The sequence below is a fragment of the Corynebacterium sp. HMSC072A04 genome (assembly GCF_001809235.1).
Lineage (GTDB): Bacteria > Actinomycetota > Actinomycetes > Mycobacteriales > Mycobacteriaceae > Corynebacterium > Corynebacterium hiratae.
In genome coordinates this window covers 1-22983 of sequence record NZ_KV796736.1, presented here as the reverse complement: position 1 = coordinate 22983, position 22983 = coordinate 1, and the positions used below count along the sequence as shown (strand labels likewise).

Annotated in this window: 21 protein-coding genes and 1 tRNA gene; 15 read left to right on the top strand and 7 right to left on the bottom strand. The window is 63.4% G+C overall.

Annotated features, from left to right (window positions below; translation table 11 throughout):
• Positions 1 to 90 precede the first annotated feature (90 nt).
• Entirely contained in the window at positions 91 to 276 is a 186-nt protein-coding gene (locus HMPREF2565_RS01550) for a PspC domain-containing protein (RefSeq protein WP_046647333.1), read from the top strand.
• Here the strand turns inward: HMPREF2565_RS01550 and HMPREF2565_RS01545 are convergent, their stop codons facing one another.
• The 3 genes from HMPREF2565_RS01545 to HMPREF2565_RS01535 form a co-directional block, all read right to left on the bottom strand.
• The gene (locus HMPREF2565_RS01545) at positions 277 to 909 is read right to left on the bottom strand and encodes a sulfatase family protein (RefSeq protein WP_071406774.1); all 633 of its coding nucleotides are present in this window, start codon (positions 907 to 909) and stop codon (positions 277 to 279) included.
• Between the two features lie 76 nt (positions 910 to 985).
• Positions 986 to 1059 (bottom strand) — tRNA-Arg (locus HMPREF2565_RS01540).
• A gap of 39 nt (positions 1060 to 1098) precedes the next feature.
• Positions 1099 to 2031, bottom strand: coding sequence for a LysR family transcriptional regulator (locus HMPREF2565_RS01535; RefSeq protein WP_049155817.1), 933 nt, complete (start codon positions 2029 to 2031; stop codon positions 1099 to 1101).
• 76 nt (positions 2032 to 2107) lie between these two features.
• Between HMPREF2565_RS01535 and HMPREF2565_RS01530 the strand changes: the two genes are divergently transcribed.
• The 5 genes from HMPREF2565_RS01530 to HMPREF2565_RS01510 all read left to right on the top strand — a co-directional run bounded on the left by HMPREF2565_RS01530 (position 2108) and on the right by HMPREF2565_RS01510 (position 7912).
• On the top strand, positions 2108 to 4180 hold the full coding sequence (locus tag HMPREF2565_RS01530) for a bifunctional copper resistance protein CopD/cytochrome c oxidase assembly protein (RefSeq protein ID WP_049155820.1): 2073 nt from the start codon (positions 2108 to 2110) through the stop codon (positions 4178 to 4180).
• 221 nt (positions 4181 to 4401) lie between these two features.
• Complete coding sequence (locus tag HMPREF2565_RS01525; RefSeq protein ID WP_070511959.1) at positions 4402 to 4992, top strand: single-stranded DNA-binding protein; 591 nt, start codon at positions 4402 to 4404, stop codon at positions 4990 to 4992.
• A gap of 80 nt (positions 4993 to 5072) precedes the next feature.
• Entirely contained in the window at positions 5073 to 6743 is a 1671-nt protein-coding gene (gene ettA, locus HMPREF2565_RS01520; RefSeq protein ID WP_070516054.1) for an energy-dependent translational throttle protein EttA, read from the top strand.
• Between the two features lie 49 nt (positions 6744 to 6792).
• The gene (locus tag HMPREF2565_RS01515; RefSeq protein ID WP_046647327.1) at positions 6793 to 7266 is read left to right on the top strand and encodes an acyl-CoA thioesterase; all 474 of its coding nucleotides are present in this window, start codon (positions 6793 to 6795) and stop codon (positions 7264 to 7266) included.
• Positions 7256 to 7912 carry a DUF8185 domain-containing protein gene (locus HMPREF2565_RS01510; protein ID WP_071406773.1) on the top strand — a complete coding sequence of 219 codons (657 nt, stop codon included), beginning with the start codon at positions 7256 to 7258 and terminating at the stop codon, positions 7910 to 7912. Before HMPREF2565_RS01515 ends, HMPREF2565_RS01510 begins: the two co-directional genes overlap by 11 nt.
• Here the strand turns inward: HMPREF2565_RS01510 and chrA are convergent.
• Complete coding sequence (chrA, locus tag HMPREF2565_RS01505) at positions 7909 to 9075, bottom strand: chromate efflux transporter (RefSeq protein ID WP_071406772.1); 1167 nt, start codon at positions 9073 to 9075, stop codon at positions 7909 to 7911. The two genes, HMPREF2565_RS01510 and chrA, sit on opposite strands and share 4 nt — an antisense overlap.
• A 128-nt stretch (positions 9076 to 9203) precedes the next feature.
• Between chrA and ald the strand changes: the two genes are divergently transcribed.
• Complete coding sequence (ald, locus tag HMPREF2565_RS01500) at positions 9204 to 10286, top strand: alanine dehydrogenase (protein ID WP_049155868.1); 1083 nt, start codon at positions 9204 to 9206, stop codon at positions 10284 to 10286.
• Here the strand turns inward: ald and HMPREF2565_RS01495 are convergent.
• Entirely contained in the window at positions 10283 to 10672 is a 390-nt protein-coding gene (locus HMPREF2565_RS01495) for a globin (protein WP_083306547.1), read from the bottom strand. The two genes, ald and HMPREF2565_RS01495, sit on opposite strands and share 4 nt — an antisense overlap.
• Positions 10673 to 10674: 2 nt before the next feature.
• Entirely contained in the window at positions 10675 to 11586 is a 912-nt protein-coding gene (locus tag HMPREF2565_RS01490; RefSeq protein WP_232745431.1) for a mechanosensitive ion channel family protein, read from the bottom strand.
• A 206-nt stretch (positions 11587 to 11792) separates the two neighbouring features.
• Between HMPREF2565_RS01490 and HMPREF2565_RS01485 the strand changes: the two genes are divergently transcribed.
• The gene (locus HMPREF2565_RS01485) at positions 11793 to 12953 is read left to right on the top strand and encodes a cystathionine gamma-synthase (RefSeq protein WP_070546588.1); all 1161 of its coding nucleotides are present in this window, start codon (positions 11793 to 11795) and stop codon (positions 12951 to 12953) included.
• 12 nt (positions 12954 to 12965) lie between these two features.
• On the opposite strand, the gene HMPREF2565_RS01480 is transcribed toward HMPREF2565_RS01485, so the two are convergent.
• The gene (locus tag HMPREF2565_RS01480; RefSeq protein ID WP_071406771.1) at positions 12966 to 14846 is read right to left on the bottom strand and encodes an FAD/NAD(P)-binding protein; all 1881 of its coding nucleotides are present in this window, start codon (positions 14844 to 14846) and stop codon (positions 12966 to 12968) included.
• 56 nt (positions 14847 to 14902) lie between these two features.
• Here HMPREF2565_RS01480 and HMPREF2565_RS01475 point away from each other — a divergent pair, with 56 nt between their 5' ends.
• The 7 genes from HMPREF2565_RS01475 to HMPREF2565_RS01445 are packed head-to-tail and all read left to right on the top strand — an operon-like array spanning position 14903 to position 22797.
• Positions 14903 to 16606: a TIGR04028 family ABC transporter substrate-binding protein gene (locus HMPREF2565_RS01475; protein ID WP_118853194.1), complete on the top strand. Its 1704-nt coding sequence runs from the start codon at positions 14903 to 14905 to the stop codon at positions 16604 to 16606.
• Positions 16607 to 17587 (top strand): ABC transporter permease, encoded by a 981-nt coding sequence (locus tag HMPREF2565_RS01470; RefSeq protein ID WP_070754945.1) that lies wholly within the window; start codon positions 16607 to 16609, stop codon positions 17585 to 17587. It abuts the gene before it with no gap.
• Complete coding sequence (locus tag HMPREF2565_RS01465; protein WP_070702321.1) at positions 17584 to 18438, top strand: ABC transporter permease; 855 nt, start codon at positions 17584 to 17586, stop codon at positions 18436 to 18438. Before HMPREF2565_RS01470 ends, HMPREF2565_RS01465 begins: the two co-directional genes overlap by 4 nt.
• A 1-nt stretch (position 18439) precedes the next feature.
• Positions 18440 to 20086 carry a dipeptide ABC transporter ATP-binding protein gene (locus HMPREF2565_RS01460; RefSeq protein WP_071406770.1) on the top strand — a complete coding sequence of 549 codons (1647 nt, stop codon included), beginning with the start codon at positions 18440 to 18442 and terminating at the stop codon, positions 20084 to 20086.
• A gap of 27 nt (positions 20087 to 20113) precedes the next feature.
• A complete protein-coding gene (locus HMPREF2565_RS01455) occupies positions 20114 to 21301 on the top strand; it encodes an alkylhydroperoxidase domain protein (RefSeq protein WP_070680921.1) in 1188 nt (395 codons plus the stop codon).
• A gap of 18 nt (positions 21302 to 21319) precedes the next feature.
• Positions 21320 to 21994: an SDR family oxidoreductase gene (locus tag HMPREF2565_RS01450; protein ID WP_070511984.1), complete on the top strand. Its 675-nt coding sequence runs from the start codon at positions 21320 to 21322 to the stop codon at positions 21992 to 21994.
• A gap of 56 nt (positions 21995 to 22050) precedes the next feature.
• Positions 22051 to 22797 (top strand): GntR family transcriptional regulator, encoded by a 747-nt coding sequence (locus HMPREF2565_RS01445; protein ID WP_071406769.1) that lies wholly within the window; start codon positions 22051 to 22053, stop codon positions 22795 to 22797.
• The last annotated feature ends 186 nt before the right edge of the window (positions 22798 to 22983 follow it).

Genomic DNA, 22983 nt, shown 5'->3' with positions numbered 1-22983 from the left:
CCCGCTACGCACTCTAAAACCGGAAGAGCCGGTAAATACTGATGTCTCCTCGGCCCCAACTCTGGATAATAGAAAGCGAAAGGAGACATCATGACCAACCAACGTTTAACTCGTTCCACTACTGACACGATGCTCGGCGGCGTCTGCGGCGGCATCGCACAGACCTACAACCTCGATCCGACCCTGGTGCGCATTCTCTTCGTTGTTGCGACTCTGCTGGGCTTCTCAGGAATCCTGCTCTATCTCATCCTCTGGGTTGTTATCCCGGTGGAGTAGCTACTGCAGCGGGCCGAAAGCCATAAACCTCTTCCACGTTTCCCACTCCTCCTGCAGACGCGGCAAGGCGCTGGGCGGGGTGGCGGAGGCGTCGACAAGCACGGCGTCCTGCATACGTACGCCGTTGTCGAAGAAGAGTGCTGTGTGCCCGGAGGCGCCGTAGCGGAGCACCGGAACCAGATTGAGACCGTCGAAGGACAGCGGGGCGTTGGGGCGCACATCCAGCCCCGCGATTGCCGCGAGCGTGGGCGCCAGGTCGAGAGGGGAGACGAGCTCTGCGCACTCCCCGGACTCTGCTACGCCGGGCCATAGGAGAGACATCGCGGACTTCTCGCCCTGTAGGGAGCAGACCGCCACGACGCCCTCTAGGTCACCCAGCAGCTGGGGATGCGGCTGCTCGAGGAGGCGAAAGACCGGTGCGGACGCGGGGAGGGCGTCTTCTCGGACTTCGAAGCCGGCGGCCGCGAAAATCTCCGTGATGCGGGTGGTGGCGCCGCGCTGCGGGTATTGTCCTGTGAGCACCCCGCGGCGCGATTCCGCATAGCTTGGCGACGGCACCCAGGCGTTACTGAAACGCAGTCCGCGCAGCGCGGATTCCGGGGCGTAGTCAAAAGTGGCGAGAGTAATGTCCATAGGAGTGTGCCCAAAAGGTGCCTAAAGGCCACTTTTTGACGTTATGGCAAATCTCAAAAAGTGGCTCTGAACTGCGTGCCCCCAGCAGGATTCGAACCCGCGACACATGGGGTAGAAACCCACTGCTCTAATCCACTGAGCTATGGAGGCGTACCGAGCCATCATAACGCACCGGAGAGCGAAGTCAGACTATCGGGCTACTGCTGGCGTTGATTCGGTGCTGGTGCTGAGGAGGGTGGAGACCAACGTGCGCGCTGCCGGGCTCAATGCACGGTCCGTACGGTGGATGAGAAGCGCCTGCATAGTAGGCAGCGTTTCCGCAACGCGACGGAAATGAACGCCGCTCTGGCCCAAGGCCTGCGCGGTGTGCGGCATGAGGCTGATGCCATAGTCGCCGGCAACGAGCGGCAAGCCTGTTTGCAGCGTGGAAATTTCCTGGACGCCCATAGGTTTGCTGAGCGGGGCCGCGGCCCATACCTGGTCCAACACTTCGGGCAGGCTGCTGAGCTCCGGACAGCGCGGCGGCAGGAGCCACGTTTCGGCGGCAAGATCGGAGAGCTGGACTGGGTCGGGTAGGTCCGCCAGACGCTGGGGGAGTGCGACGCGCAGGTCCATCTCGGCGGCGCAGTCAATGGTGAGCTGTGTGCCGTAGTCCTGGCGGAAGCGCTGTGGGTTGGTGGTGAGGATGATGCCGATCTCCACGGAGCCATCCAGGACCTGCTTGAGCGTGGTGGTAGGTTCTAAGTCCTTTAAGGAAACACTTACCTCTGGCGCGCGTTGCCGCATGCGGCGCAGAACCGCCGGCATATACAGCCAATTGAACTCGGGCGCGGAACACAGCGTGACTGACCCGGCGCTGCCCGACGCAATCTCGGCTAGGCGCACGGCAGCGGTGTTGAGGAGGGAATCGATCGAGGTCGCGACACCATAGAGGTAATCTCCGGCCTCCGTGGTTTGGACTCCGCCGCGCCCGCGGGAGAGCAGCTTCACGTTGAGATCTTTTTCGAGTTTGCGCACGGTAAGGCTCAGGGAAGGTTGCGTGAGCTGCAGCGATTCCGCGGCCTGCGTAAACGAACCGTGGTCCACGACGGTTCGAAAGTGGTGAAGCTGGCGTGAGTCCATAAGTGCAGACTACCCGAAAGCTGAGAGTTGTCTACCTTTTAGGTAAGAGAACATGTGTGGCGGTAGACTGCCCACCATGCACACAGAGAAGGAAAACACCAGCTCACAGTACTCGCCTGGGCTGGCGCACTCGGCGTCGGGAGCGCGGCCCTCCCGTTTGTTGAATCTTTCTTTCGTCGTCTTCGCCGGTCTTGTGGGCGGGATCATTTCCCTGTTCTTCCTTGCAGATTCGCTCGCCGCCCTCGGTATCCCCGACCCGGGGCGCATGACGACCTTTGGTCTGCCCTTCTTCCGTGCCGTCGCTTGGATGCTGATGGCGCTGTCCATTGGCTCATTCATGTCCAGCGCGTTCTTGATCTACCCGGCCGTGCCTGATAAGGACAACGAGCGTTTGATCAAGGCGCGTCTCACCGTCGACGGGCACATCGCTGCGCGGACCGGTGCCTGGGCCGCTGTGGGGGCCGCGGTGGTGTCCTTGCTCGAGGTTCCCCTTGTTATGTCGGATCTCACCGGTACCCCGTTGCGGCAGGTCCTTAACCCGGAGCTGATGGGCATGGCGGTGGGCCAGATTGCGGCGTCGCAAGTCTGGCTCCTCACCGCGGGGATCGCAGCGATCGTCGCCGTGGCGGGGTTTGTTGCGCGCACGTGGGCGGGACAGGTCGGTACGTTCTTCTTGTCGCTGTTGCTCACCGTGCCCCTCGGGATGGAGGGGCACTCGGCCTCTGGCGGCGACCATGACTACGGCACGAACTCACTGCTCTTGCACCTGTTCTTCATCATGCTGTGGGTCGGTGGGCTCATGGGCCTCATTGCGCATGGCCGCCGCCTAGGGCCGGACATGGGCGTGGCGGTTCGCCGTTATTCTACGGTTGCGCTGCTGTCCATCTTGGGGCTGGCGGCGACCGGTGTGGTCAACGCGCTCATCCGCGTTGAGTTAGGGGATTTATTCACTACTCGCTATGGCTTGCTGGTGTTGAGCAAAACAGTGCTCACGGTGGTGCTCGCGGCCATAGGCTTTGTGCATCGTCGCGTCACCATCCCGCAGCTGAAGAGTGCCCCGCGCCTGTTTATTCGGGTGGCCGTGGTGGAGGTCTTCATCATGGCGGCCACAGTCGGCGTGGCCATCTCGATGGGCCGTACACCGCCCCCGCCGCCGCGGGATCCGAATCTCAACGCCATGCAGATCCTCGTGGGCTACGAGCTTTTCGACGCCCCCACGGCCACCAACGTCTGGACCATGTTCCGCTTTGATCTCATGTTTGGCTCGCTGGGCCTCGTGCTGGCTGGTTTCTATCTCTATGCGTTGTGGCGCCTGAAGCAGCGCGGGCTGACGTGGTCGGCGGGGCGTACGACCTGGTTCCTGGTGGGCTCGTTGGGCATGACCATCATCATGAGCAACGGTATTGGCCTGTACATGCCGGCGCTGTACTCCATGCACATGCTGGTGCACATGATTTTGTCCATGGCGATTCCGCTCTGCCTCGTGTTGGGTGCCCCAGTGACCTTGGTTATGGAGGCGTTTGAACCGGGTGAGCCGGGCAAGCCCACGCTTCACGACGCCGCCGTTGCCCTCACCAAATCCACCACGCTGCGCATCCTGACGCATCCGGCGGTCAACGTCCTGCAGTTTCTGGCCATTCTCTACGTGCTCTACCTCTTTCCGAGCTTCTACGAGGTTGCCATTTCGGAACACGCCGGGCACGTCATCATGAACTGGGTCTTCCTGATTTCCGGCTACATCTACTACTGGGAGGTTATTGGCCCGGATCCGTTGCCATGGCGCGCACCCACTGGCGTTCGCCTGCTTATCCTGTTTGTGTCGATGCCTCTGCATCTGTTCGCCGGTGTCTACCTCATGCAGATGCAGGTTATTCTTGGCTTGGATTTCTATGAATCCTTGAACCTGCCGTGGAACCCGGACTTTGTCACGGATCAGCGCACCGGCGGCGGTATTTCGTGGGGCTTTGGCCAGTTCCCGCTGGTGATCGTCTTTGGTTCACTCTTCCTGGATTGGTTGCGAGAGGATCGCGCCACCGCTCGCCGCCACGATGCTAAGGCGGACGTTGACGGCGATGCCGACTTGGCAAGCTATAACGCCATGCTCAAGCAGATGAACGAAGGCGACGATTCCAGCTTCCGACAGCACTAGGGGCGCCAGCACTAGAGAGCTGGCGCGTCCAGGGTGATGGAAAAGGGTCTTTGAACTGTGTGAATGGATATTTTGTTGAGTCTTTCAACAAGTTATCCACAGGTTCGCGGTGACGCTATTGCGGGTGCGGTGATCGGTGGCGATGATGCGAGGTAAGGGAGGCGTATTGCTTCCTCGCACTCAAGAAGATCACCAACCACACATGGCAAAGGAATCACGCAATGTCTCAATACCCAATTTCACTCACTGGGCGTCTGACCCACGACCCGCACCTGACCAAGATTAGCGACACCATGTACAAGGCCCGCCTGCGTTTTGCCTCCTCCCGAAGCGTTCCGGAAAAGGATGAAGAAGGCAAGACGGTGTGGCGAGAGCTGGACCTCAACTATATCGACGGCGAGGTGTGGGGCCAGTGCGCCATCAACGTCAAGAAGTCGCTGTATAAGGGCATGCCGGTCTTTGTGATGGGCTCCATCGTCACGGACCGGTGGGAGGATCAGCGCGGAGCGACGCGCTCCAGGACCTATATCAAGATTGCGCACGTGGGGCTCGACCTCAACCGCTTCTGCATCACCTCCACCAAAATTGGCACCTCCTACGGCGAGGAGGGCAGTGAAGCTCTCTGGCTGGGGGAGAATCCGCCGGTGCCGGACGTAGATTACACGGCGCCACCCAGCGCCACGGAGAATGAAGCAATGCCGGCTGCCCTGCAGTCGGGAGATACTCCGCAGGACACCGCGGCGGACCGTCAGCAAGCGCAGTCTGCGGCCGAGTCACACGTCGAACCGGAACCTGAGGACGCGATGGTCTAAGGACAGAGGACCACCGCCGCCCATGTGATGTAGTCTTTGTACTGTTATTTACCAATCCTGACAGAAGCAAAGGGTGAAACATGGGCGAATTCATCTACACGATGAAAAACGTGCGTAAGGCCATCGGTGACAAGGTTATTTTGGATAACGTCACCATGGCTTTCTACCCGGGCGCCAAGATTGGCGTCGTGGGCCCCAACGGTGCAGGTAAGTCCTCGATCCTGAAGATCATGGCCGGCCTTGATCAGCCTTCCAACGGTGAGGCTTTCCTGGATCCGGGCAAGACGGTCGGCATCCTCCTCCAGGAGCCGCCGCTCAATGAGGAGAAGACGGTCCGCGAAAACGTCGAAGAGGGCCTCGGTGAGATCTTCCAGAAGAAGCAGCGCTTCGAAGAGATCGCGGAGGAGATGGCCACCAATTACTCCGACGAACTCATGGAGGAAATGGGCAAGCTGCAGGAGGAGCTCGACGCCGCCGATGCCTGGGAGGTTGATTCCAAGATCGAGCAGGCTATGGAAGCACTGCGCTGCCCGCCGTCCGATGCCCCGGTAACCAACCTCTCCGGTGGTGAGCGCCGCCGCGTCGCGCTGGCCAAGCTGCTGCTGAGTGAGCCCGACCTGCTGCTGCTCGACGAGCCCACGAACCACCTGGACGCCGAGTCTGTCCAGTGGCTGGAGAAGCACCTCGAGTCTTACCCGGGTGCGGTCCTGGCCGTGACCCACGACCGTTACTTCCTCGACCACGTCGCGGGCTGGATCTGTGAGGTTGATCGCGGCAAGCTCTACCCCTACGAGGGCAACTACTCCACCTACCTGGAGAAGAAGGCTGAGCGTCTGGAAATTGCCGGCGCCAAAGACAAGAAGCTGCAGAAGCGCCTCAAGGACGAGCTCGCATGGGTTCGCTCCGGTGCGAAGGCCCGCCAGGCCAAGAACAAGGCCCGTCTCCAGCGCTACGAGGAGATGGCTGCGGAAGCCGAGAAGTACAAGAAGCTGGACTTTGAGGAGATCCAGATTCCGACCCCGCCGCGCCTGGGCAACAAGGTGGTAGAGGTCAAGAACCTGACCAAGGGCTTCGATGATCGTGTGCTCATCAAGGACTTGTCCTTCACCCTGCCGCGTAACGGCATTGTCGGCGTGATCGGCCCGAACGGTGTGGGTAAGTCCACGCTGTTCAAGACCATCGTGGGTCTGGAGCAGCCGGATTCCGGCAGCGTGGACGTCGGCGAGACCGTCAAGCTGTCCTATGTTGACCAGGGCCGCGAGAACATCGACCCCGAGGCCACCGTGTGGGAGGTAGTCTCCGACGGGCTGGATTACATTCACGTCGGCCAGAACGAAATGCCGTCCCGCGCCTACCTCTCCGCTTTCGGTTTCAAGGGTGCCGATCAGCAGAAGCCTTCCAAGGTTCTCTCCGGCGGTGAGCGCAACCGCTTGAACCTGGCCCTGACCCTTAAAGAGGGCGGCAACCTGATCCTCCTCGATGAGCCGACGAACGACTTGGACGTGGAAACCCTGGGCTCGCTGGAAAACGCCCTGGAGAAGTTCCCCGGCTGTGCCGTGGTTATTTCTCACGACCGCTGGTTCCTCGACCGCACCTGTACCCACATCCTGGCCTGGGAGGGCAACGTGGCAGAAGGTCAGTGGTTCTGGTTCGAGGGCAACTTCGGTGACTACGAGAAGAACAAGGTTGAGCGCCTCGGTGAGGAAGCTGCCCGCCCGTCTCGCGTTACCCACCGCAAGCTCAGCCGTTAGGGCGAACTGGCCCTAACACTCAGAGGAAGAACTCCGAAAGGAACCTGGAATGTCCGCTCAAAAGGTTGTGTCGGAAAAGACCACGGACAATGTCCATGCGCTCACCGTAGGTGTGCGCTGGTCGGACTTCGACATGTACGGCCACATGATGAACTCCAATTTCATCGAGCTGGCGCAGGAGGCGCGCTTGGCTTTTGCCATGCACAACTTCTACGCCCGCGGTGTCAACATGGTGGCATTCGTCCGCCATATCGACGCGGACTATGTCCGCCCCATCAAGTGGGATGGACGCCACGGCACGGTGACGGTGGAAACCACGGTGGTGCGTCTTGGCACCACCTCCTTCACCACCCGCCAAAAGATTAAGGACGCCCAGGGCCAGGTGGCTTGCGTCATCGACTGCGTGCAGGTCGCCATCGACCCGGGTACACAGATGCCGCGCGAGGTTACTGAGGAGGAGCGCAACATCATCCTGGAACACGCCGTCGTCGAGCTGGATGAGCAGCGCGATCATGGAGAGTGAAACTCTCCGAGTGCGCAGCGGTGGGGGAGGGCTGCGTGCCCTCCTCGCCCGCGCGACGGGGCTCGATGCCTCAGCCTCGGTGCGTCTGCGCCAGCATGACGCCAACCAGGTCGAGGTCTTTGTCACGACGCCCTTCGATGTCGTTGTGGCACGGCGGTGCGGAGGCACCGTGGGCCGCGACGGGGCAGTGGTGTCCGCGCAAGCGCTTGCCGACGCCCTCCACACCGCCCCCGACCCTGTCCTTGCGGAGGACGGAGTGGAGCTTTCGCTGGGGCCGGCGCGCGATCCATCCTGGCCAGGCGCGTTGCCGCCGGCGCAGGGATTCCGCGAGATCGATTCCTTGCCGGTCGACGTCGTGCGCGAGCTCGCAGACAAAGGCCGGCAGCTGGCCCGCCAGTTCTCAGGGCCGATGGGCCCGCCAAAAAGCCTGTTGAATCAGACAGTGCTCACCGTGGAGAGCTCGGAGGCGCAGGTGGAGATTCCCATGCGGATGATCTTCGCCTGCACCAGCCTCGGCCTCATTCCGGGGTTTGCCGCATCACTCAAGATCCCCCGTCACTTGCGCGTGGCAGGCAAGGGGCGCTGGGTTCGCCTAGACGCGCCTTATGGCAGCGTCTACCATTCGACGCGGCTGTCACTGTTCTAGAGCAGTACGAATCCCGCCAGTGCGGCGCCGACGGCGACCGTCCACGGCGGGGCCTTGCAGAAGAGGGCTATGCCCGCGCCCACCGCAATGAGCGCCGAAGCCCAACCGGTCACCCCGTGGGTGATGATGGGATCCCAGAGCGCTGCGATGAGCAGGCCGACCACGGCTGCGTTGATGGCCGAGAACGCGCCGCGCAGCCAACCAAGATGATTCCAACGCGTCCACAAATGCAAAGCCGCGAGCGTGAGTAAGGCGCCCGGCACGAAGATTAGAACGGTCCCCAGGAGCGCTCCGCCGATTCCGCCGTCGACTGCCCCAAGGTAAGACGCGAAGGTAAACAGCGGCCCCGGCACGCCCTGGGCTACCGAGTAGCCCGCGAGAAACTCCTGCTGGCTGAGCCAGCCCGCGCCGACGAATTGTTCCTCCAGCAGTGGCAGGACCACGTGCCCGCCGCCAAAGACCAGGGCGCCGGACTGGTAGAAGGCGTTGGCGCGGGTGATGAGGTAGGCGTCGCTAAGCTGTGCCCCCACCGCCAACCCGCCCAACAGGAGGAAGAACGCTGCTACACAGCCCCACGCCAGGCGGGCGGGCACCGCGCGCGGGCCACTATCGGCGGCGGGCGCCGAGGTCGTCGGCAGCCATGTTCTCAACACGGTTGCCCCAAGCACTCCAGCCACGGCGAGGACAGCCAGCTGCCACGCGGACCCGGCGACGAGCAGCACGGCGGCGCTGATGAGCGCAAGCGCCCACGCGGTGGGGGTAAGCAGGAGCTTCTTTGCCATCCCCACGATGGCGTGGACCACCACACCGGCGGCGGCAGCGAGGAGTCCCCCTAAGATGCCCTGGATCCACCCATTGTTGGGTGCAACGAGGAGGCCAAACAGGGTGAGGATGAGTGCGGAGGGGAAGGTGAACAGGAACCATGAGTAGATGAGGCCGAGTAGGCCCGCGCGCCCGTAGCCCAGCGCCATCCCGACCTTCGAGCTAGCCGGGCCGGGGAGAAACTGGGACATGGCCACGAGATCGGCATAGGCGGAATCGCTGAGCCACTTCCGGCGGCTGACAAACTCAGCGCGGAAATAACCCAGGTGGGCAGCCGGTCCGCCGAACGCAGTCCACCCGAGGGGGAGGAAGGAGCGCCGTATATCGCCTAGTGTGCTCATGCTCCGCATACTAATTCTTCAAGAATCACCCCGCTCGGTGAACAAGAGCGACGCACACAGGAGGTGATCTGCGTTACTCTGAAGGGGTCGAATTCAGTTTTCTTCAACAAAAGGAGATGGCTCTCACCATGCGTATTGCTGTACCCAAAGAAATCATGAACAACGAAAACCGCGTCGCCCTTACTCCTAGTGCCGCGGACATCTTGATCAAGGACGGTCACGAGGTCCTGGTGGAAACAGCGGCCGGGGAAGGCGCCTCATTTCCGGACTCCGACTATGAAGCCGTCGGCGCGACCATTGTCCCTTCCGCTGCGGAGGCTTGGGCGGCGGATATGGTGGTCAAGGTCAAGGAGCCTCTCGAATCCGAGTACGGCTACCTGCGCGAAGACCTCCTGCTGTTTACTTACCTGCACCTGGCTGCGGATCGCCCGCTGACGGAAGCGCTCATGAAGGCCGGTACGACGGCCGTGGCCTATGAAACCGTGACCGATTCCCGGGGCACGCTGCCGCTGCTGACACCGATGTCCCAGGTGGCTGGCCGCCTGGCGGTTACTGAGGGCGCGCACCACCTGCTGTCTACTGAGGGCGGGCGCGGATTGCTGGTAGCCGGTGTGCCGGGCACGCGCCCGGCCCGCGTTGTCGTCATCGGTGGTGGCCAGGTGGGAGCTTCGGCGGTGGCGATGGCGCAAGGATTGCGCGCGGAGGTAACCGTGCTGGACCTTGACCCGCACGTGCTGCAGCGCTTCGATGAGCAGTACCATGGCAACGTGCGCACGATTGTCTCGGACCCCGCGGCGCTGGAGTCCGAGCTGCTGGAGGCAGATCTGGTCATCGGCGCAGTCCTGGTTCCGGGCGCGGCGGCCCCGAAGCTGGTGCGCGAAGACGTGGTACAGCGGATGAAGAAGGGTGCAGTGCTTGTCGACGTCGCCATTGACCAAGGCGGTTGCTTCGAAAACTCCCGCAAGACGTCCCACGACGATCCCACCTTCAAGGTGCACGACACCATCTTCTATTGCGTGGCCAATATGCCCGGCGCGGTGGCGAACACCTCTGCCCGTGCGCTGGGTTCTGCCACTCTGCCCTACATTCGCGCAGTGGCTGCCGATGGCTTCGACGGTGCGGTGGAGCGCTTCTCGGGATTGGCCGATGGGCTTATGACCCGCGGGGGAGAACTGGTCTCCCAGCCGGTGAAGGAGGCCTTCGGGCTTTAGGGGGCGCGGTTGATGAGCATCGCTGCTACTCGCTCCATGTGATCCCAGATCATGGCGCGATAGGCCGGCGGGATGGTCTCCTCGTCGATCTGTGCCAATGAGTTGCCCATGAGCTCGAGCCAGCGATCGTGAGCGGCCATGTCGATGGGGTAGGGCGCGTGACGCATGCGCAGGCGAGGGTGGCCGCGCTGCTCGGAAAAGAGCTGTGGACCACCCCAGTACTGCACGAGGAACCACGTCAGGCGCTGCTGTGCGCCCTCCCAGTCATCATCCGGGTACATCGGGCCGATGAGATCATCGGTGCGTACCTGGGCGTAGAAGCCACTGACGAGTTTCTCAAAGGTCTCCATTCCACCTACGGCTTCGTACACACTCGTTGGTTGCACGCCTAATCTTCCTTTCGCGTAAGGCCCGGTTCTTCCAGATCAAAGATAGCCATCCCTCGTGGGTAGGGCGTGGTAATTCCTTCCGCATGCATGGCGGTGAGGATTTTCGCTTGCATGGCGCGCTGCACATCCCACTGCTTGCCCGGTAGCGTCTTGACGGAAACGCGGTAGGACATGTGGTCCACTTCCAGGCCAGACATGCCATTGACCGTGGGGGTGGCCAGGATGAAGTCCTTGATGTCGGAGTCGCGGGCGGCTTCTTCTGCTGCGGTGGTGATGACGTCGACTGCTCGGGTGGGGTCGTTGCTCAGCGCGATGGGGACTTGGACGCGGGCCACAGAGTAGCGGTCAGAATGGTTGGCAACCTGCAGAATTTCGCCGTTGCGGACGTACCACAGCGCGCCATCGATATCGCGGACCGTGGTGATACGCAGGGAAATGGACTCTACATCGCCGAAGACCCCGTTACCGAGGTCGATGGTGTCACCGATGCCGTACTGATCCTCCATAAGCATGAAGATGCCGGAGAGGAAATCCTTGACCAATGCTTGCGCGCCGAAACCAAGGGCGACGCCAACCACGCCAGCAGATGCTACAAGCGGGGCGACGTTGACGCCGAGCTTGTCCAAGATGGCCAACACTGCCCAGACCCAGACAAAAATGGCGACCGCGGAGCGGCCGACGCCGGCGAGCGTTTGGATGCGGGAAGTACGCCGTGCCTCTTGCGTTTTCTCGAGTACCTTATCGGTCGTCCGGTGAGCTTTGCGAGGAGAGAGCGGCGAGCTGAGCTTGCCCTTCTTGACGCTGTTATCGGCCAGCTTGGTGATGAGCCGGCGCAGCAGCCAGCTGCCGATGATGGCGACGATGAGAATGAGCGCGATGCCGATGGGCTTGTCGATGAGCCAGGACTGCATGTTTTCGGTTTGCCACCACCTGGTGACTGTGTCGACGGCGTCGTTGGTTGTTTCGGAGGCTGAGCCTAGGCGTGCGGATAATGCAGTCACGCGTGTCCTTTCTTTTTGTCGCTCACGACTGACGCCTATCGATAGTAGGGAAGAGAGCTGAATATAAAAAGCTAGTCTTTCTCGCAACTGAACAGCTTGGTCTAGACTTGTGCCTCATGACTGACAACCGCACTCTTGGCTTTTCCTCCCGCTCCATCCATGCCGGTTACCAGCCGGATCCCTACATGGGATCCATCAACGTACCGATCTACGCTTCCACCACGTTCCAACAGGACGGCCTCGCGCAGCTGCGCGGCGGCTATGAGTATGGCCGCGTGGCCAACCCCACCGTTCACTCCCTCGAGAAGACCCTCGCGGCGCTAGAGAACGCTGAATACGCCCGCTGTTTCGCCACGGGCATGGCGGCAGTCGATACCCTCATCCGCATCCTCGTGCGCCCGGGGGACCACGTGATTCTGGGCAACGATGCCTACGGCGGCATGTACCGCTTGCTGCACCACGACTATGGCCAGTGGGGCATCGAGCTGTCCATCGTCAACACCGCCGATACCGCGGCGGTAGAGGCGGCGCTGCAGGAGAACACCAAGCTGATTTGGCTGGAGACCCCGACCAACCCGGCGACAACAATCACGGATATCGCTGCGGTCGCTAAGGCAGTCAAGGAGGCTGGCGACGCCCAGATCGTCGTCGACAACACCTTCGCCACGCCCTACTTGCAAAATCCTTTGGAGCTGGGCGCGGATCACGTGCTGCATTCCACTACGAAGTACCTGGGCGGCCACTCGGATGTGCTGGGCGGCGCGGTCGTGACCAACTCCGCGGAGATGGACGAGCGCCTGCTGTACTTCCAAGGCAATGTCGGTGCGGTGTCCTCGCCTTTCGACGCCTACCTCACCGCCCGCGGTATCAAGACCTTGGAAGTCCGCATGGATCGCCACTGTTCCAATGCGCAGGCCGTGGCTGAGTTCTTGGAATCCCGTCCGGAGGTCAAGCAGGTTCTCTACCCAGGCCTGCCCTCGCACCCGGGCCATGAGCTGGCTAAGAAGCAGATGCGTGGCTTCGGCGGCATGATGTCCGTGCGCTTCCACAGCGAGGAGCATGCCCGCCAGATTTGTCTCAACACTAAGCTCATCTCGCTGGCGGAGTCCCTCGGCGGCGTGGAGTCCCTCATCGAGCACCCACAGAACATGACGCATATCTCCGCGGAGGGCTCCGAGCTCGTCCCGCCGGCAGACCTCGTGCGCATCTCCATGGGCATCGAGTCCATCGATGACCTGCTCGCGGACTTGGAGCAGGCCCTCGACGCCCTGGATTAAACCGCCGCGTGATTAGAGGGAAGTGAGCAGCGAGCCGGCCGTGCGGTCGGTTTCCTGCAGCATGAGCGGATCCGTGCCGGGCATGGGGGAGATGGTGGTATCCGGCCACTGCGAATAGGTGGGGATGCCCACGATGTGCAGGCGCGGGTCCTCGGTGCCACCGGGGTTGACCGCGCGGCGGCTCCACGTCGTCTCCGGCGAGCCGGTGGCCTGGCCATGATCGACGAAGGCGCGCACGCGCCCATTGAGGGACACTGCGAGTGGATCGCCGGCGCGGCGGACATCGGGGGAGTGCATCCAGGCGTCGATAAGCCAGGTGGAGGAAGCCTCACCGTGCGCGGTGCGCAGCGTGAACTTCTCGCCGATCTCCAGCTGGGGGCGCTGGCCTAGGAAGGTGACGAGGCCGGCGTCGACAAGCGCGAGCAGCTGACGGGTGCGGAAGAGCGGCGGGCCGGAGCCCACCATCTGCCCGAAGGCCATGAACTCCTTGTAGGTGCTGGTGCGGGACTCCCACGTCATCCGGCCTTCCGAGCCGGCGATGGAGGAGGGCTTGCGCGCGGCCGAGATGGCCCACAGCGCGGACTTGAGCGGGGAGTCGGCGGCGGCGACGGCCTCCCGGATATCGTGGGCGAGGCCCTCGGCGATGTACTCGGTCAGCTCCGTGCCGTTGAAATCCGCCAGCGGGTGCGCCCAGTGCGCTAGGTCGAGCGGCTCAGTCGATGCGCCGTCGAGCGCGACGCGCAGCTGGTCCGCCATGCCCCGAAGATCCGGGGCGGTGAGCTCCGTGGAATCGATCGTGGTGAGGATATCCTCGAGCGGGCGCTGCAGAGCATCCGGTGCCACCCGCGCTTGGTTCTCGTAGTACTCGGCGTAGGCATCGCGCAGGATGTGCGGCAGCAGCTGCGTGCCGAAGTCCAGCTCCGCCTCCGGATCGAGCGCGGCGACCGCGGCGCGGAAGCGGGTCAGCGCGGCCTGCGGTGGCAGCGCGTGGTACTCCGACTTCGGGATATAGGGGTAGCCGCGGCCGGAGGAGACGATGAAGTGCGGTTCCTCGCCGTTCGGCTCGTAGCGCAGGCCGGAGCGGGTGGAGGGATCCTCCACAAATTCGCCGCCACGGTCGATGGTGAGCAGCGCCATGACATCGAAGAAGCCCATGCCCAGGCCGCGGACCAGGACCTTCTCGCCCGCAGGGACCTCAGATACCGGCTGCTCCACGGGGTTATCCGGGCGCACCCAGTGCAGGCCGGAATCCGCAGCCTCCGCCAGTGCGCGCTCGGATTCGTTCAACGCAGGCACCTGCCAGCCATAGGCCAGGACGGTGGCGTCGGCGGTGACGGTGGTGCCGTCGGAAAGCTCGATGGCGTCCTGCTCACCGTGCTCCTCCACGGACAGTGCGCGGGCGCGGTGCTGGACGACGTCTACGCTCTCCGGCAGCTGAGCTAGCGCAACCTCGAAGACCCACTCCAGGTAGGCGCCGTAGAGCGCGCGGGAGGGGTTGGATTCCGGGCGGGTCTGCGCGAGTTCCTCGGCAAAAGAGGCAGCAAGCCCCTCGCGCGGCGGGTGGGAATCGTAGAGCTCCAGCTTGGCGGGGGAGATGGAGGGGCGCTCGCCGCGCAGAAGCTGAATCCACTCGTAGAGGATGGGGCCTTCAAGTACCGGCGCGGTGGTCGTGGAGCCGGGCTCGGTAAACAACGTGACCGCGCCGGCCAGGGTGTTCATGCACAGCGTGCGGGTCTGCTCGGTATCCCAAATGCGGCCAGCGCCCAGCGGGGCATCGTCGATGATGTGGAGCCGCAGGGGTGAATGAAGGGGGGTCGCGCGCAGGTGGGCTGCGAGGCGCTCGACCAGCGAGATACCACGCGGGCCGGCCCCGACGATGGCGATGGCGGGCATATAAATCAACCTCAAACTTTTAGACTGTGCTGTCTAGTGGAATAATACCGCTCAGTATGCGTTGTGTTAAATCCAGAGACGCACTGCACACCGACTATCTACTTTCTGAAAGCATTACCGTGAAAACTCTACGCGCACTCGCCGCCACCTTGGCAGCAGCCCTTGCCCTAGCGGGCTGCTCTGCTGCGGACCGGCCGGAAGGTGAGGACAACGTCCTTACCTACCTCGAGCCGCAATTCTTCCGCACGCTTTACCCGCCGGCCGCGGGCTTCTATCCCAACGGTGGTGTGGTCAACCAGCTGACCGACCGCCTCCTCTACCAAGACCCCGAAACCCTCGAGCTCTCGCCGTGGATCGCCACGGAGATGCCCGAGGTCAACGAGGATGCCACGGAATACACGTTTAACATCCGCACTGACGTCACTTACTCCGATGGCTCCCCGCTCACCGCCGAGAACGTCGTGGCCAACTTCGATCTTTTCGGTCGTGGCGACAAATCCCGCACGCTGACTAGCTCCGAGCAGATCGCCAACTATGACCACGGCGAGGTCGTGGACGAGGACACCGTGAAGTTCTACTTCACCCAGCCTTCTCCGGGTTTCCTCCAGGCCACCTCCGCCTACAACGCCGGGCTGCTCTCCGATTCCACCCTGGCTTTGGACAACGAGGGCTTCGGCCCCGGCAACGCGATCAACGTCATCGGCTCTGGGCCCTTCGTGGTGGAATCGGAAGAAATCGGCACGGACCTCAAGCTCAAGACCCGCGAGGACTACGACTGGGCCCCGCCGGCGGTCAAGCACCAGGGCCGCGCGGACATCGACGGCGTCCACTACATCCTCGCCGCCGAAGAGTCCGTGCGCACCGGCGCTATCCTCTCCGGCCAGGCCGATATCGCGCGCCAGATCTCCGCTCCGCAGGAGTCGCTGCTGAAAGAACAAGGCGTTGACATCGTCTCGCGCGGCACCAACTCCATGAACAACCAATTCGCCTTCCGCTTCGACCACCCTCTGCTGCAGGACAAGCGCGTGCGCGAGGCCATCATCCACGGCGTGGACCGCGAGGAAATCCTCCGCGTGCTCTTCTCTGCCTCCTACCCGCTCGCCACCTCCTCGGTGGCCAAGACCGGCCTGGCCTACAAGGACCAGTCTTCCGCTTATACCTTCGACCCCGAGGAGTCCAAGCGCCTCCTCGACGAGGCCGGCTGGGAGCCCGGCCCCGACGGCATCCGCGTCAAAGACGGCCAGCGTCTCGTCCTGCGCACCAACACCGCCTTGCCGCAGCCGCGCTCCAAGGAAGTCATGACCATGGTCCAGGACCAGCTGCGCGCCCTGGGCATTGGCATCCAGGTCAACGCCGGCGACCAGGCCACCCAGAACGCCGATGCCAAGGACATCAACAAGGTGCAGATCTACCACTCGATGGTGGGCCGCGCCGACTACGACGTCATCACCTCGCTCTACGGCATCAACAACCGCGATGCCTTCCTCAACCAGGACGCAGAGGGCAATCCCATCGACGAACACCTGCAGGAGCTTCTCGACGCCGTCCTCGACACCCCCGACAAAGAAGGCCGCATCAAGGCCACGGAAGAGGTCCAGGACTACCTCACTGAGCAGGCCTACGTGCTTCCGCTCTTCGAGGAACCTGTGGTCTACGCCGTGCGACCGGGCATCACTGGCTTTAGCCCGGAATCGGTAGCGCGCCCGTGGTTCTACGAGGTCAGCATCGACGCCGCGCCATCGGATGAGGAGGAAAAATAGATGACAACCCGCCAGATCTTCAGCCGCATTGGGCAGGCTCTCCTCGTGCTGCTCATTACTTACACCGTGGCCTTCCTGCTTCTCTCGGCGCTGCCGTCGGATGCCGTGCAGTCGCGATTCGGCGATCCCGCCCTGGGCCTATCCCAGGCGGAGATTGAGGCTATTCGGGAGGAGATGGGCGTCGACAAGCCGCTTGTAGTGCAGTACTTCACCTCCCTGGGCGGCTTCCTCACCGGGCACTTTGGTAACTCCACGCAGTCCGGCGCCCCGGTGGCTACGCTGCTTGCCGACGCGCTTCCGCACACCCTCATCCTGGCCATCAGCGCCATCGGCTTGGCTCTCATCGTGGCCGTGTTCGTCGCCTTCCTGGCGACGCTGCCCGGTCTCGGCGCCATCGGCTCCTTCTTCCGGGGCCTGCCTTCCTTCATGGTCTCGCTGCCCGGCTTCTGGATTGCCATCCTGCTCATTCAGTTCTTTTCCTTCCAGCTGGGCTGGGTGCGCGTCATCGAACCCGGCAGCGTGGAGGGCCTCATCCTGCCCACCCTGACTCTGTCGGTTCCCATGGCCGCACCGCTCATCCAGGTTCTGATTCGCTCCATTGATGAGACGCAGTCGCGGCCCTTCGTCCAGGCCGTGCGCTCTCGTGGTGCCTCGGAGTCCTGGATCTTCTGGCGCACCGTCCTGCGTAATTCGCTGCTGCCTACCTTGACCATGGCGGGCCTGCTCTTTGGTGAGCTCGTCGGCGGTGCCGTGGTGACCGAAACCGTCTTCGGCCGTACCGGCTTGGGCTACATGGTGGCCCAAGCGGTGGCTAACCGCGATACCCCGGTTCTGCTGGCGGTGGTTCTCATCGCCGCAACTTCCTACATCATCATCAACCTCGTGGTGGATCTGCTCTACCCGGTGCTGGATCCGCGCCTGCGCGCCAGCACCCCGAAGCGCCGCGCTGCCGCCACTGAAGAAAGGACGGTGCGCTCATGAGTGTGACGTTCACCAAACCCCTGCGAACCTCGCGCCGCGCTCCCGCGGGGCAGGCCAACCCATGGCTCGCGCCGGGTTCCGTCATCGCCATTATCGTCCTCGCGGTGGCGTTCTTGGCCGCCCTGTTCCCGAGCCTGTTTACCTCGGCTGACCCGTACGCGGGCACCGACGTAGCCCTGTTGGCGCCGGGGGAGTCCGGCCACCTCATGGGAACGGACGCGGTGGGCCGCGACCTGTACGCGCGCATCGTCTACGGTGCCCGCCAGTCGCTGCTTGGCGCGCTGATCGCCGTGGCTGTCGGCTTGGTCGTCGGTACGCTGATCGGTCTTCTCGCCGGCTCCCTGCGAGGAGCGGTGGATAGCGTGCTCATGCGCGTCGTCGACGTGCTGCTGTCCATCCCCGGCATCCTGTTGTCGCTTTCCATCATTATCGTGCTGGGTTTCGGCTCCGTGCAGGCGGCGGTGGCCGTCGGTGCGACCTCGGTGGCGACCTTCGCGCGCCTGGCCCGCTCCCAAGTGATCTCCGTGGCCAGCTCGGACTACATCGAGGCCGCATACGGCGCTGGCGCCACCCACGCCACCGTGCTCTTCCGCCACATCCTTCCCAATTCACTCACTCCGGTTATCGCCCTGGCTACCCTGCAGTTCGGCACCGCGATCCTGCAGCTGTCCATCCTCGGCTTCCTGGGCTACGGCGCCCCGCCGCCGACCCCGGAATGGGGCCTCATTATCGCCGAGGGCCGCGACTTCATGGCCACCGCCTGGTGGCTCATCATCCTGCCCGGCATTGCGCTGGTCGCCGTGGTGATGTCCGCCAACCGCCTGTCCCAGAACTTCCCCGTGGAGGCCTAACATGACTGTTATAAAAAATGCAGCGCAGCCCCTGCTCAGCGTGCGGGATCTGAACGTGTCCTATTCGACCGCAGGTGGTGACGTTTCCGCCGTGCAAGGCGTCAACCTCGAGGTGCATCCGGGGCAGATGACCGCCATCGTGGGCGAGTCCGGCTCCGGTAAGACCACCTCCGCCATGGCAGCCATCGGCTTGCTGCCCTCGAATGCCACCATCGATGCCGGAACCATCACCTTCGATGGCCGCGATATCACTTCGCTGCGTCGCCGCGAGTGGCGTGAGCTGCGTGGGCGACGCATCGGGCTGATCCCGCAGAACCCGAACAACTCCCTCAACCCAGTCCAGACCATCGGCGCCTCGGTGGAGGAGGGGCTGCGCATCCACAAGGTTGGTACTGCGGCCGAGCGCAAGGCAAAGGCGTTGGAGTTGCTGGAGCGCGTCGGCATCGATGACCCTGCGCGCCGCTATCACCAGTACCCGCACGAGCTGTCCGGCGGCATGAAGCAACGCGTGCTCATCGCCGCCGCTGTGGCGCTGGAGCCCGACCTCATCATCGCCGACGAGCCGACCTCCGCGCTCGATGTCACCGTGCAGAAGATCATCCTCGACCTCCTCGATGACATGCGCGCGGAGCTCGGCATGGGCATCCTCTTCATTACCCACGACCTCGCCGTGGCCGGTGACCGCGCCGACCGCGTCGTGGTCATGGAGTCCGGCCAGCTGCGCGAGGAGGGCCTAGCCGCCACGGTGCTGACGAACCCGCGCCACGACTACACCAAACGCCTGCTTGCCGACGCCCCCTCCCTCACCGTCGCCGACGCCGGCGCCGCAGCTAAGGCCAACGCAATCACTGACCGCGCGGCGGTCGAGCCCCTAGTGCGCGTCGAGGGCCTGACCCAGCGTTTCGGCGACTTCACCGCGGTCGATGACATCTCCTTCACCGTGGCCAAGGGCTCGACCCACGCCATCGTGGGCGAATCCGGCTCCGGCAAGACCACGACGGGGCGCAGCATCGCCATGTTCAACACCCCGACATCGGGCAACATCACCGTCGGCGGGCGCGACATCGTGGGTCTGCGCGGTAAGGCCTTGCGCGAAGAGCGAAACAATATCCAGCTGGTCTACCAGAACCCCTACGGCTCCCTGGACCCCAAGCAGTCCATCGGCCAGACGGTGGCGGAGCCGCTGCGGAACTTGAAGGGGGTGCGTGCAAGCGCGGCCAAGGAAAAGGCCAAGGAGTTCTTGGACCTGGTGGCGCTGAACCCGGATTATTACGATCGCCGTCCGCGCGAGCTCTCCGGCGGCCAGCGCCAACGCGTGGCCATCGCGCGCGCCATGATCGTGGAACCGGAGCTGGTCATCCTCGACGAGGCAGTATCCGCCCTCGACGTCACCGTGCAGGCCCAGATTCTGCGACTGCTGGCCCGGCTGCAGGAGGAGCTCGGCCTGACCTACATTTTCATCTCGCACGACCTCGCGGTGGTCAACCAGATTTCCGATACCGTCTCGGTGCTCTCGAAGGGCCAGCAGGTGGAGTGCGGGCCTACGGCAGAGGTCTTCAGCAACCCGCAGTCACTGTTTACCCGGAAGCTCATCGAGGCCATCCCCGGCTCGCGTTACCGCGCCGGCGACCTCAACCTGGGCCTGTAGCCTGGGCGAAAACGAAAGGATTAATTCATGGCAGACATCATAAACCTGTTGGCGGGTGTTGAGGGAGACGTGGCTCAGCTGCGCGAGCGCCGGCCCGAAGCAAAGGAGAACGCACAAGCCTCCTTCGCCGCGCTCCTCGAGCCTTCAGCGCCCGGCACGTTTAGCTATGCGGAGCGCTACGCTATCGCGACGTTTGTTGCGGGCGTGTATCAGGCGGCTCCTGCCGTCGCCTTTTATTCTGACCTGCTGGCGGAGGAATCGGAGGAGCTCGCCGCCGAGATAGCCCGCGCTGTAGAGCGCGGCATCACCAGCGGCCCGTACATCGATGGCGGCTTCACGCTTTTCGAGGGCTCACCGCGCCTCGCCGCCGCCCTTGACTTCGCCCACCTTCTGGTCTTCCACCCCAAGGACGCCTCCCCGGCCGCGATTGGTCACCTGCAGGCGGCCGGATGGTCCGACGATGACATCGTGACGCTGGCGCAGCTGGTCAGCTTCCTGTCTTTTCAGCTGCGCGTGGCGCACGGCCTCTCCGTGCTTGCCGGTACCGCGCAGCCCACGCCCGTGACTGAGGCGCCGCGTCCCACCCAGACCCCGGAGTGGGTGCCGGGGGAGGGGACGTTGGTGCCGGACGTCGTCAAGCCGCAGGGCTTTGTGGCGCACTCGCTGGGCTGGAAGCCCTGGGTGCCGCCGCAGCCAAAGGAGGAGTTCACGGACGCGCAGCGTGATGCGCTGATTAAGCCCGAGCGCATCGACATGGAGTACTTCCGCCTGCTAGCCCGCGACCCAGCAGCGCTCAAGGCGCGCACGCTCACGGACCTGGACATCTTCTACAACACCGACGGCGGCCTCGGCCGCGCCGAGCGTGAGCTGGCCGCCACGGTAGTCTCGCGCCTCAACGGTTGCGAGTACTGCGCGTCGGTGCACCAGCAGCGCGCGAAGGAGGAGGGCGGTGACGCCGCGGCGATTGACCGCCTGCTCGAGGAAGGCGTAGATGCTGACCTGGGCTCGGCGCAGTGGTCTGCCATCCGCGATGCCGCTCTGGCCCTGACCGAGTCTCCCTTTGCGTTCGACGCCTCCCACGTTGAGCGCCTCGAGGCCGTGGGATTCGATACCCTAGCCATCATCGATGTCATCAATTCCTCCGCGTTCTTCAACTGGGCCAACCGCCTGATGCTGACGCTGGGGGAGCCGGATGTACCGAAGCGTTTCCGCTAACGAGAAGGAGGAACAACCATGGTGAAAACTGCCGTTGTAACTGGTGCGACGGGTGGAATGGGCGCGGAGATCATCAAGGATCTTGCCCGGGACCACCGCGTGTATGCCCTGGGCCGGCGCGCCGGGGAGCTGCCGGAGGCGGAGAACATCGTGCCGGTGGAAATCGACTTGCTGTCGCTTCTCGACGGCGCAGCGCTCCCCACCGAACTGGCTTCGCTTGAACGCGTCGACGTGCTCGTGCATGCGGCGGCGCGGGCGGATAAGCGCTCTGTGGAAAGCGCTAGGCCAGAGGATTGGCGCGCGCAGATGGACCTCAACGTGCACGTGCCAGCCGAGCTGACCCGCCAGCTTCTGCCCGCGCTGCGTGCGGCGGAAGGGCTTGTGGTGTTCATTAACTCCGGTGCCGGCATTCACTCCTATGGTGACAACGTCATTTACGCCGCCACGAAGCATGCTTTGTACGCGCTTGCCGACGGCTTGCGCCTCGGCGAGCTCGGCATCCGCGTGTCCACCGTCGCGCCGGGCCCGACGGATACCCCGATGCTGCAGGGCCTGCAGGACTACAACCCGGAGCATGTCATCGCCCCAGTCGAGGTGGCGAAGGCTATCCGCGCCACCGTTGATGCCGGCCCTACCACGCAGCTCACTGAGATCCGCGTGCGCCCACGCATTGAGCTAAACCAGCGCAAGTAGGTGGCGCGTTTTCTCTCAAGATGCGAAAAACCCAGCACACGGTACAGTTATGAGGCGTGTCCACCTCTCAACGCCGCCGCCCCGCCTATTTGGTGATCGCGGATTCGCTGCGGAGCAAGATTGAATCCGGCGAACTGAAGCCGGGTGATCGCTTCCCCACGGAGCGGGAATTGGTTCAGGAATACAAGGTGGCGCGCATGACAGTGCGCCACGCCCTGGACATCGTCCAGATCGAGGGACTTATCGACCGCAAGCGCGGGCGCACCGGCGGCACCTTCGTGCGTGCCACCCCGCCGACGTTGAGCCTGACGAGCGGGCGCAGCGCGCTTGACCAATTACGGGAGCATGGTCTTGAGGTTGAGGTGCGGGTGCTGTCGCTGACGCTTATTGAAACACCCGGGCACCTCGCCTCCACCTTTGGGATTGAAGAAGGCGATGCCGTGTGGGAATGCCGCACGGTGCAGATGACTGAAGGATCGCCCATCATGGCCTCCACGCTTCTTATCCCGCAGGCCTTGGCACCGCGCCTCACGGAAGAGGAAATGCAGAAGCCGCTGACTGAATTATTGACGGAGCTTGACCTGGCACCCGTATTTAAGCGGGATTCTCTCGTGGCCGCCACCGCGCGCACGGAGGAGCAGAAAGCCCTGGGCGTTGGACGCAACCAACCGGTCTTGCGCATTACGCGAACCGTCAAAGCAGAGGGCGGCCTCGTAGCCGCTCAGCTGGAGGAGACCCTGCGCCCTGATGCGGTCACGGTGGAAGTTGTCGTCGGCGAGGACCCCACGCCGACCCTCGACTAAACACTATGAGTCTGCGACCCTGCGGGGGCAGCCGTCATTAGGTGTGTCCCTTTGGGGAGGCGTTAAAGCACGCCAACTCGTCAGCCATCTTTCGGTTGGCGGGTTTCGTTCTTTAAGGGCTTAACCCTCAGCGGGAAGCGCGTGAATCGTGCTCAAGGATCGCCGATATGCCCGCGTGCCTTGATG

What these genes read in the sequence shown, in the direction of transcription:
- HMPREF2565_RS01550 (WP_046647333.1), top strand. Translation starts at nt 91, where the DNA reads ATGACCAACCAACGTTTAACTCGTTCCACTACTGACACGATGCTCGGC.
- HMPREF2565_RS01545 (WP_071406774.1), bottom strand. Translation starts at nt 909, where the DNA reads ATGGACATTACTCTCGCCACTTTTGACTACGCCCCGGAATCCGCGCTG.
- HMPREF2565_RS01535 (WP_049155817.1), bottom strand. Translation starts at nt 2,031, where the DNA reads ATGGACTCACGCCAGCTTCACCACTTTCGAACCGTCGTGGACCACGGT.
- HMPREF2565_RS01530 (WP_049155820.1), top strand. Translation starts at nt 2,108, where the DNA reads ATGCACACAGAGAAGGAAAACACCAGCTCACAGTACTCGCCTGGGCTG.
- HMPREF2565_RS01525 (WP_070511959.1), top strand. Translation starts at nt 4,402, where the DNA reads ATGTCTCAATACCCAATTTCACTCACTGGGCGTCTGACCCACGACCCG.
- ettA (WP_070516054.1), top strand. Translation starts at nt 5,073, where the DNA reads ATGGGCGAATTCATCTACACGATGAAAAACGTGCGTAAGGCCATCGGT.
- HMPREF2565_RS01515 (WP_046647327.1), top strand. Translation starts at nt 6,793, where the DNA reads ATGTCCGCTCAAAAGGTTGTGTCGGAAAAGACCACGGACAATGTCCAT.
- HMPREF2565_RS01510 (WP_071406773.1), top strand. Translation starts at nt 7,256, where the DNA reads ATGGAGAGTGAAACTCTCCGAGTGCGCAGCGGTGGGGGAGGGCTGCGT.
- chrA (WP_071406772.1), bottom strand. Translation starts at nt 9,075, where the DNA reads ATGAGCACACTAGGCGATATACGGCGCTCCTTCCTCCCCCTCGGGTGG.
- ald (WP_049155868.1), top strand. Translation starts at nt 9,204, where the DNA reads ATGCGTATTGCTGTACCCAAAGAAATCATGAACAACGAAAACCGCGTC.
- HMPREF2565_RS01490 (WP_232745431.1), bottom strand. Translation starts at nt 11,586, where the DNA reads ATGCAGTCCTGGCTCATCGACAAGCCCATCGGCATCGCGCTCATTCTC.
- HMPREF2565_RS01485 (WP_070546588.1), top strand. Translation starts at nt 11,793, where the DNA reads ATGACTGACAACCGCACTCTTGGCTTTTCCTCCCGCTCCATCCATGCC.
- HMPREF2565_RS01480 (WP_071406771.1), bottom strand. Translation starts at nt 14,846, where the DNA reads ATGCCCGCCATCGCCATCGTCGGGGCCGGCCCGCGTGGTATCTCGCTG.
- HMPREF2565_RS01475 (WP_118853194.1), top strand. Translation starts at nt 14,903, where the DNA reads ATGCGTTGTGTTAAATCCAGAGACGCACTGCACACCGACTATCTACTT.
- HMPREF2565_RS01470 (WP_070754945.1), top strand. Translation starts at nt 16,607, where the DNA reads ATGACAACCCGCCAGATCTTCAGCCGCATTGGGCAGGCTCTCCTCGTG.
- HMPREF2565_RS01465 (WP_070702321.1), top strand. Translation starts at nt 17,584, where the DNA reads ATGAGTGTGACGTTCACCAAACCCCTGCGAACCTCGCGCCGCGCTCCC.
- HMPREF2565_RS01460 (WP_071406770.1), top strand. Translation starts at nt 18,440, where the DNA reads ATGACTGTTATAAAAAATGCAGCGCAGCCCCTGCTCAGCGTGCGGGAT.
- HMPREF2565_RS01455 (WP_070680921.1), top strand. Translation starts at nt 20,114, where the DNA reads ATGGCAGACATCATAAACCTGTTGGCGGGTGTTGAGGGAGACGTGGCT.
- HMPREF2565_RS01450 (WP_070511984.1), top strand. Translation starts at nt 21,320, where the DNA reads ATGGTGAAAACTGCCGTTGTAACTGGTGCGACGGGTGGAATGGGCGCG.